This window comes from Lysinibacillus sp. FSL M8-0216, from assembly GCF_038595555.1.
GTDB classification, from domain to species: domain Bacteria; phylum Bacillota; class Bacilli; order Bacillales_A; family Planococcaceae; genus Lysinibacillus; species Lysinibacillus fusiformis.
Genome location: NZ_CP152007.1, coordinates 3,318,173 through 3,333,754 on the forward strand (window position 1 = coordinate 3,318,173; position 15,582 = coordinate 3,333,754).

General features: G+C 39.3%; 19 protein-coding genes. 2 read left to right on the plus strand and 17 right to left on the minus strand.

Features of this window, described 5'->3' with window-relative positions:
* Positions 1-222: 222 nt before the first annotated feature.
* From MKX57_RS16330 to gpr, 3 genes are all read right to left on the minus strand, one after another.
* Positions 223-2,106: an acyltransferase family protein gene (locus MKX57_RS16330; protein WP_008179544.1), complete on the minus strand. Its 1,884-nt coding sequence runs from the start codon at positions 2,104-2,106 to the stop codon at positions 223-225.
* A 414-nt stretch (positions 2,107-2,520) separates the two neighbouring features.
* Complete coding sequence (spoIIP, locus tag MKX57_RS16335; RefSeq protein WP_225316126.1) at positions 2,521-3,363, minus strand: stage II sporulation protein P; 843 nt, start codon at positions 3,361-3,363, stop codon at positions 2,521-2,523.
* Positions 3,364-3,448: 85 nt separating this feature from the next.
* Complete coding sequence (gene gpr / locus MKX57_RS16340) at positions 3,449-4,465, minus strand: GPR endopeptidase (protein WP_342550418.1); 1,017 nt, start codon at positions 4,463-4,465, stop codon at positions 3,449-3,451.
* A gap of 163 nt (positions 4,466-4,628) precedes the next feature.
* Here gpr and rpsT point away from each other — a divergent pair, with 163 nt between their 5' ends.
* Positions 4,629-4,877 carry a 30S ribosomal protein S20 gene (gene rpsT, locus MKX57_RS16345; RefSeq protein ID WP_008180898.1) on the plus strand — a complete coding sequence of 83 codons (249 nt, stop codon included), beginning with the start codon at positions 4,629-4,631 and terminating at the stop codon, positions 4,875-4,877.
* A gap of 94 nt (positions 4,878-4,971) precedes the next feature.
* Here rpsT and holA read toward each other — a convergent pair whose 3' ends face one another.
* Positions 4,972-5,982 carry a DNA polymerase III subunit delta gene (gene holA, locus MKX57_RS16350; RefSeq protein ID WP_342550419.1) on the minus strand — a complete coding sequence of 337 codons (1,011 nt, stop codon included), beginning with the start codon at positions 5,980-5,982 and terminating at the stop codon, positions 4,972-4,974.
* Between the two features lie 275 nt (positions 5,983-6,257).
* Between holA and MKX57_RS16355 the strand changes: the two genes are divergently transcribed.
* The gene (locus MKX57_RS16355; protein WP_004226902.1) at positions 6,258-6,395 is read left to right on the plus strand and encodes a YqzM family protein; all 138 of its coding nucleotides are present in this window, start codon (positions 6,258-6,260) and stop codon (positions 6,393-6,395) included.
* 32 nt (positions 6,396-6,427) lie between these two features.
* On the opposite strand, the gene MKX57_RS16360 is transcribed toward MKX57_RS16355, so the two are convergent.
* From MKX57_RS16360 to MKX57_RS16420, 13 genes are all read right to left on the minus strand, one after another.
* Positions 6,428-8,587, minus strand: coding sequence for a DNA internalization-related competence protein ComEC/Rec2 (locus MKX57_RS16360; RefSeq protein WP_342550420.1), 2,160 nt, complete (start codon positions 8,585-8,587; stop codon positions 6,428-6,430).
* 131 nt (positions 8,588-8,718) lie between these two features.
* Complete coding sequence (locus MKX57_RS16365; RefSeq protein ID WP_008180909.1) at positions 8,719-9,288, minus strand: ComE operon protein 2; 570 nt, start codon at positions 9,286-9,288, stop codon at positions 8,719-8,721.
* A 108-nt stretch (positions 9,289-9,396) separates the two neighbouring features.
* Positions 9,397-10,032, minus strand: a complete 636-nt coding sequence (locus MKX57_RS16370; protein ID WP_089986653.1) for a helix-hairpin-helix domain-containing protein — start codon at positions 10,030-10,032, stop codon at positions 9,397-9,399.
* Positions 10,033-10,131: 99 nt separating this feature from the next.
* Positions 10,132-10,281 carry a hypothetical protein gene (locus MKX57_RS16375; protein WP_170110033.1) on the minus strand — a complete coding sequence of 50 codons (150 nt, stop codon included), beginning with the start codon at positions 10,279-10,281 and terminating at the stop codon, positions 10,132-10,134.
* 10 nt (positions 10,282-10,291) lie between these two features.
* The gene (locus MKX57_RS16380) at positions 10,292-10,483 is read right to left on the minus strand and encodes a hypothetical protein (RefSeq protein WP_258954979.1); all 192 of its coding nucleotides are present in this window, start codon (positions 10,481-10,483) and stop codon (positions 10,292-10,294) included.
* 76 nt (positions 10,484-10,559) lie between these two features.
* A complete protein-coding gene (locus MKX57_RS16385; protein WP_089986654.1) occupies positions 10,560-11,300 on the minus strand; it encodes a class I SAM-dependent methyltransferase in 741 nt (246 codons plus the stop codon).
* Complete coding sequence (gene rsfS, locus MKX57_RS16390) at positions 11,301-11,645, minus strand: ribosome silencing factor (RefSeq protein ID WP_008180916.1); 345 nt, start codon at positions 11,643-11,645, stop codon at positions 11,301-11,303.
* On the minus strand, positions 11,642-12,214 hold the full coding sequence (gene yqeK / locus MKX57_RS16395) for a bis(5'-nucleosyl)-tetraphosphatase (symmetrical) YqeK (RefSeq protein ID WP_089986655.1): 573 nt from the start codon (positions 12,212-12,214) through the stop codon (positions 11,642-11,644). The genes rsfS and yqeK overlap by 4 nt, the downstream gene beginning before the upstream one ends.
* Positions 12,183-12,773, minus strand: a complete 591-nt coding sequence (locus tag MKX57_RS16400; RefSeq protein ID WP_089986656.1) for a nicotinate-nucleotide adenylyltransferase — start codon at positions 12,771-12,773, stop codon at positions 12,183-12,185. Before MKX57_RS16400 ends, yqeK begins: the two co-directional genes overlap by 32 nt.
* A gap of 9 nt (positions 12,774-12,782) precedes the next feature.
* The gene (gene yhbY / locus MKX57_RS16405; RefSeq protein WP_008180921.1) at positions 12,783-13,085 is read right to left on the minus strand and encodes a ribosome assembly RNA-binding protein YhbY; all 303 of its coding nucleotides are present in this window, start codon (positions 13,083-13,085) and stop codon (positions 12,783-12,785) included.
* 5 nt (positions 13,086-13,090) lie between these two features.
* Complete coding sequence (gene aroE / locus MKX57_RS16410) at positions 13,091-13,921, minus strand: shikimate dehydrogenase (protein WP_239354988.1); 831 nt, start codon at positions 13,919-13,921, stop codon at positions 13,091-13,093.
* 36 nt (positions 13,922-13,957) lie between these two features.
* Positions 13,958-15,061 (minus strand): ribosome biogenesis GTPase YqeH, encoded by a 1,104-nt coding sequence (yqeH, locus tag MKX57_RS16415; RefSeq protein WP_342550421.1) that lies wholly within the window; start codon positions 15,059-15,061, stop codon positions 13,958-13,960.
* The gene (locus tag MKX57_RS16420) at positions 15,058-15,579 is read right to left on the minus strand and encodes a YqeG family HAD IIIA-type phosphatase (protein ID WP_008180927.1); all 522 of its coding nucleotides are present in this window, start codon (positions 15,577-15,579) and stop codon (positions 15,058-15,060) included. Before MKX57_RS16420 ends, yqeH begins: the two co-directional genes overlap by 4 nt.
* Positions 15,580-15,582: the final 3 nt, after the last annotated feature.

Sequence of the window (15,582 nt, forward strand, 5' to 3'; positions counted from 1 at the left end):
CTATGAACGCTACTCAAAGTACAACAGCAACTAGACTAGAAAGCCTATAATATCAATACTTTGGATGTTTGCTACCGCAATTAAATTTCATAGTTTTAAGTATATAAATACAGTGGGATTGGACTCCTCAATAAGAATTGATTGAAAAAAACATTATATTCTACGAAATAAAAAAAGTCAGCTACACAGACAAAAGCTGTATATACTGACTTTTTTATTCATTTATTTGTTGATGGATTGTTGAATAAGATTTGTTAAAACTTCTACACCCTTTTTCTCTAAATGAACACCATCTGGAGCGAAGTATTCTGGATGATTAAGGGCTGCCGCATGCCAGTCAATGAGTGTAATATTTTCATGTTCCTCTGACTTTTGGAGTAAAGACGCATTCACTTTCCCTTCCCATGAACGAGGCACACGTGTATTTACTAAATAAATATCTGCATGAGCAAATGCAGCAAGAAGTGTATCTATTTGGTCATTCGTAAAATAGCCATTTGTCCCTAATTGGATTATTATCGCATTATTAGATTGATTAAAACTCGCATAATTTGGTGCTAGCTTGACAGCTTGTGAAACTTGACGACCTATCTTCCCATCAATTGTAATGTTCGGAAAAACCTTATGTAAGCTCGTTGCTATATCGATCATAACAGAATCACCAATTGCTAGTATGTTTTGATAAGCATCCTCTTTCTCAGGCACAACATTTGTTTCGTGTTCTTCTGGCTTTGGTGTTTCTATATCTGGAACATCAACTTCTTCTTCCTTACTAGGTGAAGGATTGTCAGTTGTTTTGTCCGGTTCTTTTATTGGATTAGCAGTAGGTTCATCACCATTAATTTTAATGGCAGTTGGATACGAATCCTTTGAACTTTGCTGGCCTTCTCCCACGACCCCTGTAATCCCTGTGAAAAATACAAGAAGGAAAAGTGGAGCCATGACAGTAGATACTTTTCTTGAAAATGTGAGGCTCCCCCATTTCTTTTTATTGAATACGAAATATTTCCGATAATATGCCCAGAATCCTTCTTTACGGATCGGCATTTCAATAAAGCGATAGGAGCATTCTGCAATCGTCACGATGAGTACTAACTGAAGCGCAATTCGCCAATAGGAGGGGTTTCCAATTTCATGAATAGGTGTGCCTAATACCATGACGGGGTAGTGCCAAAGATAAATACCGTAGGATCGTGAGCCAATCCAACATAGTGGTTTCCACGCAAGTATTCTTCCTAAAATACTAACTGGATGACAAACACAAGCAATTAATACGGCTGCATTCAAGCAAAATAGGAACATTCCGCCTCTATAAAGGAATGTTTGAAATTCATCCACATACATAATGCTGACAAGAAAAATAGTAAACGAAATAAAGCTAATACTATTTAATTTCTTCATATGGTTTATTGATAATTTTTGTGATGATAGTCTTTTCATTGGCCAAATAAGCGCTAACCAGCAGCCAATTAATAATTCAAAACAGCGTGTGTCCGTTCCATAATATACACGACTCGGATCAGCACCTGGCTGGTAAAGTATTGCCATTAATAGGGCCGAGCAAATAGCTCCAATAAAAACAATCTTTGCTAGTTTACTTTGTTTTTTTACAACATACAGTCCTATCATTAAAAGTAATGGCCAAATAACATAAAATTGTTCTTCAATGGCTAATGACCATAAATTTTTTAAGGGTGATGGAGAACCGAAACTATCAAAATAAGAAAGTTTATGAAAAATGAACCACCAATTACTTGAATAAAAAATAGAAGACAGTGCATCTCCACGTAATGTATGAAGGAGCTCTTTATGAAAGAGCATTGCCCAAACAAATGATGTAATAATCATAACGTAGGCAGCCGGTAGTAACCGTCTAAATCGTCCAATCCAAAATTTCTTTAGACTGACTGTTAATTGGTTGCCCTTTAAAGGTAACATGGTAGAGGTGATTAAATAGCCTGATAGCACAAAAAAGATATCAACTCCTAAAAAGCCACCTCTAGCCCAACTGAAGTTAAAATGATAAGCAATAACTGCTAATACAGCTAATGCTCGAATCCCGTCTAGTCCAGGAATGTAACGATGATTTAATGACTTGCCTGACATACTATTCCTTCCTTCAATAATCTATAAAACCTATTGTCAAGTATTGTGAAACCTTGATTGAAAACCATCCCCTCTCAAATGATTAGTTTGTTCACTTATATGTTTGACGTTTGAGAAACGATAAAAGTTTTAGAGAAATATTGAATGTCATTACTTTTCTAGTCTCTTATAAAATTCATTCTCTACATATGTATTTCTAAAAAGGCATTACCATAAATGGTAGATACTACAAAAGCTCTTTCACCCTGTTAGCATATGCCTTCATTCATTATAAAATCGTGAGCCAACTTGAAAATTATAAGGCAAGAATTGAGCAATGGAAAGCCCAATAATTAGATTTTTTTCTGGAAATTTTTATTATAATAAAATATCAAAAAGCGAGCCTATAGGAGACTCACTTTTTGATTACTATGTTTATTTTTTTGAATCATTAACAAATGCCTTTGATATGGCTTTCCCGATTACCGCAATCGTTCGATTTACCTCTTCTTCTGTATTGCCAATCCCACCGATTTCAATAATCATCATTTGCTTTGCTAAATCTTGATTATATCTCCCATCGACACCATCTCCACTTTTGGAAATAACACCTTTTGATATTTTCGGAACGATGGCATTCAATGTGGAAGATAAACTCTCTGCATAAGCTGTGTTCCAGCGGTAATTAGCATGCTCTGCCCCAACGACGATAGCGATTTTCGCATAGTTTTCCCCATTATATGAGATCGTTGTAAGATCATGTTTTAAGGAATCACGATGTAAATCTAGTATTAAATCATAATTATTGGTTTCTAAATGTTTACTAAGAAAAGGTCTTATCACATCATAGGATTGATGATAGCCCTTCCCCTGTGCTTGTAATTCCTTCATAGTATCTACATCAAGAATATCCGTCTTTAAACCATTGACATTAAAATGATTCACAATCTTATCCTTCAAGCTCATAATGTTGACCGTTTCATGAGAAGTCGCTACCTTACCACTCACAGCTTTCACCATCGGTTCGTATGCTTCATGCGTATGCGTAAATAATACTAACACCTTAAACGGATCTAAATCTGGTTCGGGCTCTTTCGTTTGTTCAAGTACATTCTGTTCTTCTAGATTAGTAGCGGCAAACACGACTTGTTTATCTTCAGGTTGTTTAATCGGAGTCGATGCTTGCTTGTTGAACGGAAGTTGCCCAGCAATGACAGGTAATACGAAAAAGAACAATAATATACCAAATGACCATTGTAGTTTTTTTAGCAAAGTCACACCCTCCTCCCCATATCGTATGGAGGGGGGGTGTCATTTAGAACGTAAAAATTTTTCCTGATTTATGCATAATGTTAGCTAATTTTTATAAATCACTGGCCCAGTTCATCAGCATTGAAGCGACTAAATTTGCGTAACGATCAATCCAGTAATCCGCTTCTTTAGGCGTTACCATCAATTGTCTATGTGAGGCTGCAAAAGTTTCTTCAAACAATTGCTGACGTTCCTCTCTCGTCCATGTTGCCCATTCCCCGAAAATAGGTTCTACCAATGACATATCTAGCTCTTTGTCGATATTTGGCTGCCATGAGGATAATGATAGCTTCGATGAAGGATTACTACGTTCAGCTACGCGAGCCGCTATTGATCGCAGCATAACTTCTACCGCATCAGCAATTAAAACAGGCGCATCTACCACTGTCGGTATACCAATGGCTGTTACAGGAATGCCAAGCATTTCATAGGAGATTTCTTGCCTTTGATTCCCTACACCTGACCCTGGATGTATACCTGTATTCGTTAATTGAATGGTTTTGCAAAGTCGATTACTAGCTCTTGTCGCAAGCGCATCAACGACAATGACTAATTTTGGCTTTAATCGCTCAGCAATTGCGGCTACAAACTCTCCCGTTTCATAGCCCGTTTGTCCAGTGACACCTGGGGCATACATAACAAATTTATCATCAATCACATCTAAACTATGCAAATGATCAATCAGATACGGACCAATCGCATCAGGTGTAATCGTGCGATTACCCAAACCAATAATTAAAATTTTATCGTTCTCTTGCCAGGAGAGCGATTCATGTAATTTTTTAAAATTCTCTAGCAATTCTTGCTCCAGCTGTACAAATCCGTCCTGATCTTCTAATGTCAGTGTCGGAACAGAAAGGGTAATATATTGGCCTTCTTTTTTGCCAATTTGCTTCTCACCCTCTCCATCCACTAGCACATCCGTAATTTTCACTCGTCCGGCTGTTCGGTCCTCAATTTGAACGCCACTCGATTGTTTAAGCTTTTCTTTTTGCTCTTTCGTCTGATGGACAACTACCTCTTCAGATTCATCGATTAAATCTGTCCGATACCAGTTAAAATTTTGCATACAAATCACCTCAAGCAGTAGTTTGTTCAAACTGTCAAGTAAATATTCTTTGCATTTATCTATTGCAATTTAGCCAAGCGTTTGTTAAAATGATTTTTGTTGTATTGACACAAGAAATCAATGAGAAGATATCATCTCGTACCTAATTTAGGAGGTGAAATATATGCCAAACATTAAATCTGCGATTAAACGCGTAAAAGTTAACGAAAAAGCTAACATTGCTAATTCTCAAGCTAAATCTGCTATGCGTACTACAGTGAAAAAAGCTGAAAACGCTGTTGCTGACAATGCTGAAAACAAACAAGAACTTTTACAAGCAGCTTTCAAATCATTAGATAAAGCAGCTTCAAAAGGACTTATCCACAAAAACGCGGCGGCTCGTAAAAAGTCTCGCCTTGCTAAAAAAGCGTAATTGTTTAAAGGATCAGATACTCTATTAAGAGTAGCTGGTCTTTTTAATTTTTATCGAAAACATAAAAGCTGTCCGCTATTGGACAGCTTTTGTATTAAAGTTGACGAAGTAAAAAGAGCTCCAAATATCGTTCGCGATTACCACCTGTTGATTTCAACTGTAAATCGACCTCCGCTAGTTGATATAATGCTCTCAGTAAGCTTTCTTCTGACGGACGATTACGTTGCTCCGTCATTAATTTGACACGATACGGATGTATTTTTAAATTTTTGGCGATTTGCTGCGGATGGTACCCTTTTTTCAATAAATAAAAAACATTCGACATTGTGCGAACATTGGATGCTAGTAGTCCAACAAGCATAATCGGCTCTTGCTTTTGTCGCAATAAATCATGATAAATCGACAAAGCGCTGACCGAATCATTGGCCAAATAGGCGTTGAGCATTTTAAAGGCGTCCTGCTCCAATGTTTTTGCCACTAAATCCTCCACTAGCGATACCGTAATTTCTCCGCCTTCACCAAGATAAAGGGTAAGCTTGTCTATTTCCATTTGTAATTGAAGCATGTTCGCCCCAACCATCGTCACAAGAAGCTCGATCGCATCCTGTGTAATGCTATTGCCCTGTGCCTTAACATTACTTTGAATCCAAACAGCTAAATCCTGCTCTTTAGGTGTTTCTGCTTCGACCAGTAATGCATGGTCTTTCATCATTTTTGTCACTTTTTTACGCTCATCTAACTTTTCATATGGAGCAATAAAAACGGTTACGGAAAAATCAGAAGGGTTGGACAACCATGTCTCCAGTCGTTTCACATCATGGTCAATCTTTTCTTTGCCTTTCTCTGTCGCCTTTAAAAATGAAGCATTTTTGGCAATAATGAGCTTTTGCGCAGAGAAAAAGGGAATGGTATCCGCTTCATCCATAACAGCATCAACAGGCACTTCATCTAAATCAAAAGTACTCATTTCCAGCTCGTCTTCTGGTCCCATTGCTTCTTTTATACGCTTAATGGTTTCATCTATAAAATAGCTTTCTTCACCAACTAGTAGATATACTGGTGCCAGCTCACCTTTTTTTATTGTTTTCCAAACCGTTGAAATCATAATTTTCCCTCCATCTAGCAATACTATAAGTATACATGATTTTATCTGGATTGAGCAGGCTACAACCTTGATAGATGCCATACTTATATGGCGTTCATTTGGTAAGCCAATCCAAGATTACGGCTCTGTCGAGCAATCACCAAGCTATCTTAGGTGTCCTGTAGTGAGTTTGACCGAATTGTGTCGATTCCTTGCCAGCCGGGGAATTCTCCTTTTCGATATAGCTTTTATGTACATGTTGTCTTATAATAAATAACAGAATTGGAGGGATAACAATGAATCCATTTGAAGGAAAAAACATACAATGTCGACGTAACGATGCAATCGATTCAGGTGTTGGTTTCGGTGTATCATTTGGCGTTTTCACACTAATGTTTATTATCGCGACAATAGTAGAGTTCGTATCACAGTAATCAGACTTAAATACGAAGGAAAAAGACCTTGATCATTGGACAAGGTCTTTTTCTTTTGCTGTGACTGTCAAACGATTACCCTGAATACGTACTTCGATTGTGCCATCCACCCCCGTTGTCCAAGTAGCTAAATTCCGATTGACAAATCGCTCAACTACCTCTTCATGTGGATGACCATAACGATTTTGAAGCCCAGCACTGAAAACGGTGAATTGAGGTTGTACGAGCTCTACAAATGATTCGATACTAGATGTTTTACTGCCATGATGACCAGCCTTCAGAAGGGTTATATTAGCTATTAGAGGTCCATAATGCATCATAAGCTGTTGTTCGCCATATTTCTCTAAATCACCTGTAAATAACGCTGTAAACGCCTTCTGACGCATGTATAAAACAAGGGAGTCATCATTACCCTCGTAATAGGTATCCCGAGGCCATAAATAAGAAAAGCTAGTCTCGCCTTTCTGCCATGAAGTGCCCTTCATCTTTTCTTTTATAGGAACGTTTTGCTTTTGGGCTTCCCTTAACAAATCTCTCATAATAGGCTGTCCCAACGAACCAGGTGTAACGTGAATTTCTTTCATCCCAATCTCTTGTAAAATCTCCTCGGCTCCTTCCACATGATCAGCGTCTGCATGCGAAACAATAAAAATATCAATGGTTCGTATTCCTTTCCCTTTCAGAAATGGGACTACCACTTGTTTCCCCACCTCGTAAACTTTATTTGGCTTCTTCCATTGCTCTTGTTCAAAGCGTAAAAGGCCACCAGCATCAATGACATATACAGCCTCCCTAAATGGCAATTCAATCACAATGCAATCACCCTGCCCTACATTTAAAAACGTTATCTTTGTGTCACTATAAAGCATTGGGTAAACATGAATCCAGATCGCTGGGATGACTAAAACAACAATCGCATGCCCAAAACGTTTTGTTTCTAAGAAATAGAAACACTCGAGAACGCTTAGCATCGCTAAACAACAAAGCCAGATGGATGGTTTACCGGGTGACCATAATTGAAAAGGCAGTGCTTGTATTGAAAAAATGACATTCGTTAGCCCATTTCGCAGGGGCTCGTAGCCTGCAAATAAAAGGTTTGCTAATGGTAAGGAAATATACGTAAGAACTAACGCTACAATATTAAAAGGTAAAATAACGAAGGAAAACAATGGAACGAAAATAATATTGACAAAAAACGAGGAAATGGAAAGTTCATAAAAATGATGAAGTAATAAAGGATAGACGAGTAGCTGACAGACGAATGTGACGAAAAAAGAACGGGATATCCAATTGCCAGTCTGTTTAAAAATAAAACTCGAATAAACAAGACTAGCCGCTGCTAAATAGGACAGTTGGAAACCAATATGAAAGATTACTCCCGGTTCAAGTAAAACAAACCCTATAAAGCTAATAGCAAGTGAATCATCGATTGACAGCGTCCACTTCAAATAACGGAGCAACATCATTAATTCTACGACTGAAACTGCACGCCATACAGACGGAGCACCCCCCGCAATGACCCCGTAGATCGGTAGTAAAATGAGCAAGGCCACAGTCGCCATCTCTTTGCGAATACGTATGCGTAGCAAGCCTTCAAAAAATAACCATGACATCAGTGCTACATGTAAACCAGAGATTGCAAATAAATGAGTGATTCCTAGCTTTTGATAGGCTCGTTGTAGCTCATCATCCATTTGATCCTGCTCTCCAATGAGAAGGGCTTGAGCCTCCGCTACTAGTGTTTGGGGAAATGTCATTTCTATATGTCTTTTCATCTGTTGTCTCAGTTTAGCGAGAAATATGGTGGGGGAACTGCGCTTCTCCATAAAGGTCCAACTAGTGATTTCAACGATACCAGTTGCCCCCTTACTCGTTAAATAAGTTGACATAGAAAAGGCGTAATCATGGGCTGATGGAGAAGGAGTCACAAACTCACCTTTCGCAAGATACGTCATTCCTGCTATAGATGTATGTTCATAATTAACTTTTTCTTGTTCTGAGGAAAATGTATATACTACATATAACTTTTGACCATTTGTAGTTGTAGCAAATCCACGGAGCTTTTGGCCGCTTATTTTATAGTCGTTTGACCAAGTTAAAGGGAAAGAGGATGGCAGTGGGGTAGGTGCTATTAATTGAATTGTCACAAAAAAAATATGCGATAATAAGCCACCTATTAACACAATTATCACTAAGAAACGTGACTCACCCTTTAAGATGAGCCACAGGGCTAAAAGAAGTACTAATACGAGTAGCCATGCCGACTTGTGAGCAGCTAAGGAAGCGACAAGTACAGCGAGAGCTATATAAATCCATTTATGCCTTAAAGCTTTATACCAAATAGTGCACTCACCTTCTGTTCATACGGAAGCAATTTTTCTGCTGGCAATCCGTTCTCGCGAAGTTCATGAAGCATCTCTGTATACAAGGCTAGTTTTTCATCTCGTAAAAAATCGATTTTCCGTTCATCAAATGGTACATGGACGACTGTCACACCTGCTTTTTCAAATAATTCTTGAGCATATGGATTATTTTTATAATCAGTTGCATAACAAACACGCTCAATGCCTGCTTGAATAATAGATTTTGTACAGGGGAGACATGGGAAATGAGTCACATATAAATCTGCACCTTTTGTTGGTGTGCCGTATTTAGCACATTGTAGTAACGCATTCATTTCAGCATGCACAGTACGCACACAATGGTTGTCCACCACATAGCAGCCTTTTTCGATACAATGCTCATCACCCGTAATGGACCCATTATATCCCCCTGCTATAATCCTCTTATCGCGGACAACAGTCGCTCCTACCGCTAGTCTTGTACATGTACTACGCAATGCGAGTAAATGGCTTTGAGCCATAAAAAATTGATCCCAAGTAATTCGCTCCATATGACTACCTCCAAAATTTTGCCTTACAAGTTTTTCGATCACGTTGCTTTTCTACTATAGTGTAGCCCTTTTGGAAAAGGGGCGTCAATATGTCATATGCTATTAGCTTTACTTAACTGTAATAGAATCCTTTAATTTCTCAAATGTTTTCTCACCAATACCACTAACATTTCTTAAGTCATCAATAGTTTGAAAGTGTCCGTTTTCCTCCCGATAACTAAGAATACTTTGAGCTTTTGAGGGGCCAATTCCTGGTAATGTGGCAAGAGTCTCCGTATCAGCGATATTGATATTAATTTTTTGATCCTTATTCTCGCTCTCTATAGGTGAAATGAGCAGATTTGTAGATGCATCTACAAGATGCTCACCCTTGATGGGAATATAAATGACCATTTCGTCCTGAACTTTTTGCGCATGATTAACAAGTTGCGTATCCGCATTCTCAATATAACCACCTGCAAGCTGAATGGCATCGATAATACGATTATCTGGCTGAAGCTCATAAACGCCCGGATACATAACAGCACCCTTTATATCAACAAATATCTGCTGTTGGACCGCCTCTTCCACAGTAGATACCACTTGATTTATTTCTTCAATAGGTTGGATGGTTTCGATGAGCTCTTCTTGGGGAAGTGAAGAGTCAGAACTCGAAAAATAGAAGTAAAAAAATAGTCCACTGATTACTAGTACGCCAGGGATTAGCATACCTTTTTTGTACTTTTGCCATAAAGATTGCAACATAGTACCATCCTTTCAATGCAAAAGGTCATCATATGGAGGTACCCTCATCATACACTAACAAACCTGAATTGCAAACCTGAAAGCAGGGACGGAAAGCTCTCATTTGATCGCTCGATTGGTTATTTTTGTGGTTCTATCCGCCACTTTTGCGGTTCTATCCGTCACTTTGACTACTTTATCCTTCACCCTCGCTGTTTTATCCGTCACTTTTGTTGCGCTATCCGTCACTTTCGCGATTCTATCCGCCACTTTGACTACTTTATCCATCGCTTTCGCTTTTATCCTTCACCCTCGATGCTCTATCCATCACTTTTGCGATTCTATCCGTCACTCTTGCTGTGCTATCCGTCACTTTTGTGATTCTATCCGTCACTTTGACTACTTTATCCATCGCTTTCGCTTTATCCGTCACTCTCGCTGTTCTATCCGTCACTTTCGCTGTTTTATCCATCACCCTCAATGCTCTCTCCACCAGCTTCACAAAAAAAATCCACACTACCAATCGGCAGTGTGGTACTTTCCCATATTTACTTTACCGCACGGATGAAAATGCGTTCGCTTTCATATTCGGGTGCTTCGTCTGTAAAATCTGATGTTACTTCCAGATCACTAAAGCCGATGTCGTGAAGCCAAGTCATATATTGGTCGATAGGAAACGTGCGTTGAATATGTTCCTCATCAAAGCGTTCATATAAATCACTCGTAGCATCACGCACATAAAAGGTCATTTGATGGATAATGGAATGCTCAAAGTCTCCGGGCTCTGTATGCCATACATAACTAATGTCTCCATCGTCATACGTAAATGGACCATCTAAAAAGATTTCTGTCATTTTAAATAGTGAATGGACATCAAAAAATAGCTGGCCCCCATCTCGTAGTGCTTTATAGATCCGTTCTAATGTCGTATAGACTGCTTGCTCCTCTACAACATAATTCAGAGAATCAATGGCAATTGTGACCACATCGACTTCCTCAAAGCCATCGAGTTCGTCCATGGACATACAATAAAACGGAGCCTCGTATCCTGCATCAGTAAAACGCTCAGTCGCAATGGAAAGCATCTCTTCTGATAAATCAACGCCGCTGACTTTGTAGCCAGCCTGTGCAAATAACAAGCTAAGCACACCAGTTCCACAACCAATATCTAATAGCTTTTTGTATTGGCCGCTAGGTGCATGCTGTACAACCCAATCTACATAGAGATTGTAAGGAATATCAGTTTGTAGCTCATCATAGACATGGGCGAAGCGTTCGTAACTACTCACTTAGGCCTCTGGCATGTCTAATTGTGGTGCATCGCCCCATAGACGCTCTAAATTATAATAAGCACGCTCATCTTTATGGAATACGTGTGCTACTACATCTCCTAGGTCTACTAGAACCCAACGAGCTCCATCAAAACCTTCGACACGGCGAATTTCATAGCCATCTTTTTCGGCTACATCCTGTAATTCGCGTGCAATTGCTTGCACCTGACGATCTGAGTTACCATGGGCAATGATAAAGTAATCTGCTAAAAGAGAAATTCCTTGCATATTTAAAACGACAATATCCTCACCATGTTTGTCGTCGATCGCTTTGTAAGCTGCTTGTAATAAAGTTGAAGTCATCCTTCACTATCCTCTCTGTTCATCATATCGTTATAACATTCTATTGATAACGGATAAATAGGCTGCCTTGTGTCGATTAAAAATGCCAATGTATGACGGACACATGCACTCATGGCCTTATCCAAATTTTTTTGCGCCTTTTTGCGCAGACGATCCACACCAGCAAATTGGCGATTTGGTTCAATCATATCTGCGACAAAAATAATTTTTTCTAAACGACTCATATTAGGTCGTCCTGTCGTATGGAAACGAATAGCATTCAACAGCTCATCATCTTTGATGCGGAATTCACTTTCTGCAATATATGCACCAACTGGGCCATGAAGTAGTTCACTGCCCCAGCCAATGAGACGTTCATCTAACTTTTCCGTTCGGACGATTTGCTCCATCCATTCTATTTCTGCATATTTAGCAATATCATGAAGGATTGCAGCTGTTTCAGCCTTTTTCTCATCCTCGCCGTACATTCGTGCAAGATCGATGGCCGTTTCCATAACACCGATTGTATGAATATAACGTTTTTCCGGCATTCTGGGCTTAATCGCCGCTAAATACTGTTCGCGTTCCATAAAGACCTTCCTCTCGTATGAACGACTCTACCGCTTCTGGTAGTAAAAGTGTCACCGTTCCTCCAGTCGCTAGGCGTTCACGAATCAGCGTGGACGATAAATCGATTTGAGGCACCTCCACCATGCATATAGGGTACTCTGTAGTGGCTGCCGTTCCTGGACGCTTGACACCAACAAATTGGACTAGCTCTACTAAGTCATCTATACAATGCCATGTATGTAGCGAATCAATCATATCGCCACCGATAATAAAGTAGAATTTTACAGAAGGTTCCTTTCTACATAATGCCGAAAGTGTCTCATAGGAATAGGATACGCCACCCTTGTCTACCTCATACGACTCTACCGAAAAATAAGGAAATGGGCGAATTGCAAGCTCCACCATTTCAAGTCGTTCCACATTACTGGCATCATACCGTGCATGCTTATGTGGCGGTATGGCATTCGGCATAAAGCGTATTTCATCGAGTTGCAATGCATGAAATACCTCATTTGCCATTAATAAATGCCCCATATGTGGAGGATTAAACGTACCTCCTAGTAAACCGACCCTTTTCATCGTCTCACCTTATTTCGTTGCTTTTGGTAATACAATCTTTTTTTGATTGCGTGATTCTTTATATAAAACAACTGTAAGGCCGATTAATTGGACTAGCTCTGCATGTGCACCTTTTGCAAGTGCTTCTGCCACTTCATGTTTATCCTCTTCACAATTATCTAAAATACGCACTTTAATTAGCTCACGTACTTCTAATGCCTCACGAATTTGCTTAGTCATTTCATCATTTACGCCACCTTTTCCCACTTGGAAAATTGGTGATAAATGGTGTGCTTCTGCACGTAAAAAACGTTTTTGTTTACCTGTTAACATAAAAATTAGTTTCCTCCTAATTGCGCCTTTAGCTGCGCAATCATTGAATTTGTATTTGGATAGTTGCCCAACCAGTGCTCAAAAGATATGGCTCCTTGATGCACAAACATCCCTAAACCTGTCACAATTGTTGCCCCTTTTTCCTCAGCCGCTTGTAAAAAAGGCGTCATTAATGGATTATACACAATATCCGCAACAATTGCTCCTTTCTCAAGACGATTTAAGGAAAATGGCATTGAAAAATTGCCCGTAGCAAGACCTGCCGAAGTCATTTGCACAATGATGCTGAATTCAGCCAATGTCTCTTCCGCTTCCTTTAATGAAATGGCACGGCCAATACCCATTTCATCCACAATAGCTTGGGCATTGGCTACTGTACGATTGGTAATGGTCACATCATTATAGCCTTGCTGCTGCATAGCAAATGCTATACCTCGGGCAGCGCCACCTGCGCCAACAAGTAATACAGGCTTGTCTTTATGTGATGAACCTACTGCTTCTTCTAGTGAACGCACAAAGCCGACACCATCTGTATTAAAGCCTTTCAGCTTTCCGTTTGTTGTTCGTACAACTGTATTCACTGCTCCCATTTTTTGCGCCAACTCATCTAGCTCATCTAAATAGGGAATGATTGCTGTTTTATGAGGAATTGTTACATTCCAGCCACTTGTCCCTAAAGTTTTCAAGCCAGCAACTGCTGACTCTAATTGCTCAGAAGATACATGTATTGGAATATATGTCGCATCTATGGACATTTCCTCAAACCAAGCATTGTGCATGGCTGGTGATTTTGAATGTTCGATCGGATCACCAATAACTGCAAACCACTTCTTCATTTCCTAGTCCCTCTTCTCTCCTTCATCCTTCACCTTCTATATAAGTGATGGACGTATTGAAACTTGTACACCTTTAGGCGCGTATGCTGCTACTACTACATTTGCATGCTGTACAGTAATCCAACCTAGCCCAGAAAATACAATATCTGTTTTGGCTTCTTTGATGGAAAACTCATGGCGAACTAAAGGTGGAAGTTGGTCAATAAACTCTGCAGTCGGTGGTGCCAAAAGTTCTCCCTTATGTTCTGCATACAGCATATCTGCCTTCTCAAGCTTTGTTCGGTGAATCGGTAAATCATTTGCCACATGGATGGTAAAGGCAGAACGGTCTCCTTGAATAAAATCAAATCTCGCCAATGCCCCAATAAATAAGGTTTGTCCCGCATTTTGTTGGTAGACTTTAGGCTTGATTTCTTTTTTTGGCATAATGTATTTTAATTCACTTGAATCAATATGATGGGCCATTTGATGGTGATTAATAATACCAGGCGTATCATATAATGCACTTCCATCATCCAATGGAATTTCAATCATATCTAATGTAGTACCTGGGAAATGGGATGTAGTAATAACCTCACCCTCTCCTGTTGCCTGCTTAATAATGCGGTTAATGAATGTGGATTTTCCTACATTGGTACAACCCACAACATAAACATTTTGCCCTTGTCGATATTCATCAATGGCTTCCATTGCTTCGGCCATTCCCTTACCTTTATGGGCACTTACTAACAGCACATCAACAGGCTGAAGTCCTAACGCTTTTGCTTCGCGTTTTAACCAATTGATAACTTTTTTCGGTTTAACCGATTTCGGTAATAAATCAGCTTTATTCGCAATCAAAAGCACAGGATTCTTCCCTACAAAACGGTGTAGGCCAGGTAGCCAGCTCCCATTAAAATCAAAAATATCAACAATTTTTACGATTAAGCCTTGCTGTGTACCAAGGCCATTTAAAATGCGTAAAAAGTCGTCATCAGTTAATGACACTGGTTGAATTTCATTGTAATTTTTCAAACGGAAGCAACGTTGGCAAATGACCGCATCCTTTTCTAGTGATGATGGGGGTGCATACCCAACTGCTGTTTTATCTTCTGTTTGAATTGTTGTACCACAGCCAATACAATTTGGCATTTCAATCATTCTTGTTCCTCCCAAGTTATAATTCCTTTTCGTTTCAAATCATTAAACACTCGACGTTCAATGAATCGATTCAGTTTTGTTACAAGGCCATCAGACTGTGCAACAGGTTTTACTAGCACTGTATGCAAGCCTAAGCGATTCGCACCCATTACATCTGTAAGAAGCTGATCGCCTACCATGACTACTTCATTAGGACGCAAGCCTAATTGAATAAGGGCATTATAAAAAGCATTTCGCAATGGCTTTTTTGCCTTATGAATATATGGAATACCTAAAGGCTCTGCGAAGCGTTTAACACGTGCCTCCTTGTTATTAGACGCAATAATAACACGAATACCGGATTCCTTCATGATGCGCAGCCAGATAATCAATTCCTCTGTTGCATCCTCACGATCCCACTCCACAAGGGTATTATCTAAATCGGTAATGATCCCTCTAATACCTAATTCTTGTAGTTTTTCAGGTGTAATTTCGAAAATATTCGTCACAAATTCGTTTGGTAATAAAAAATTATACAAAAT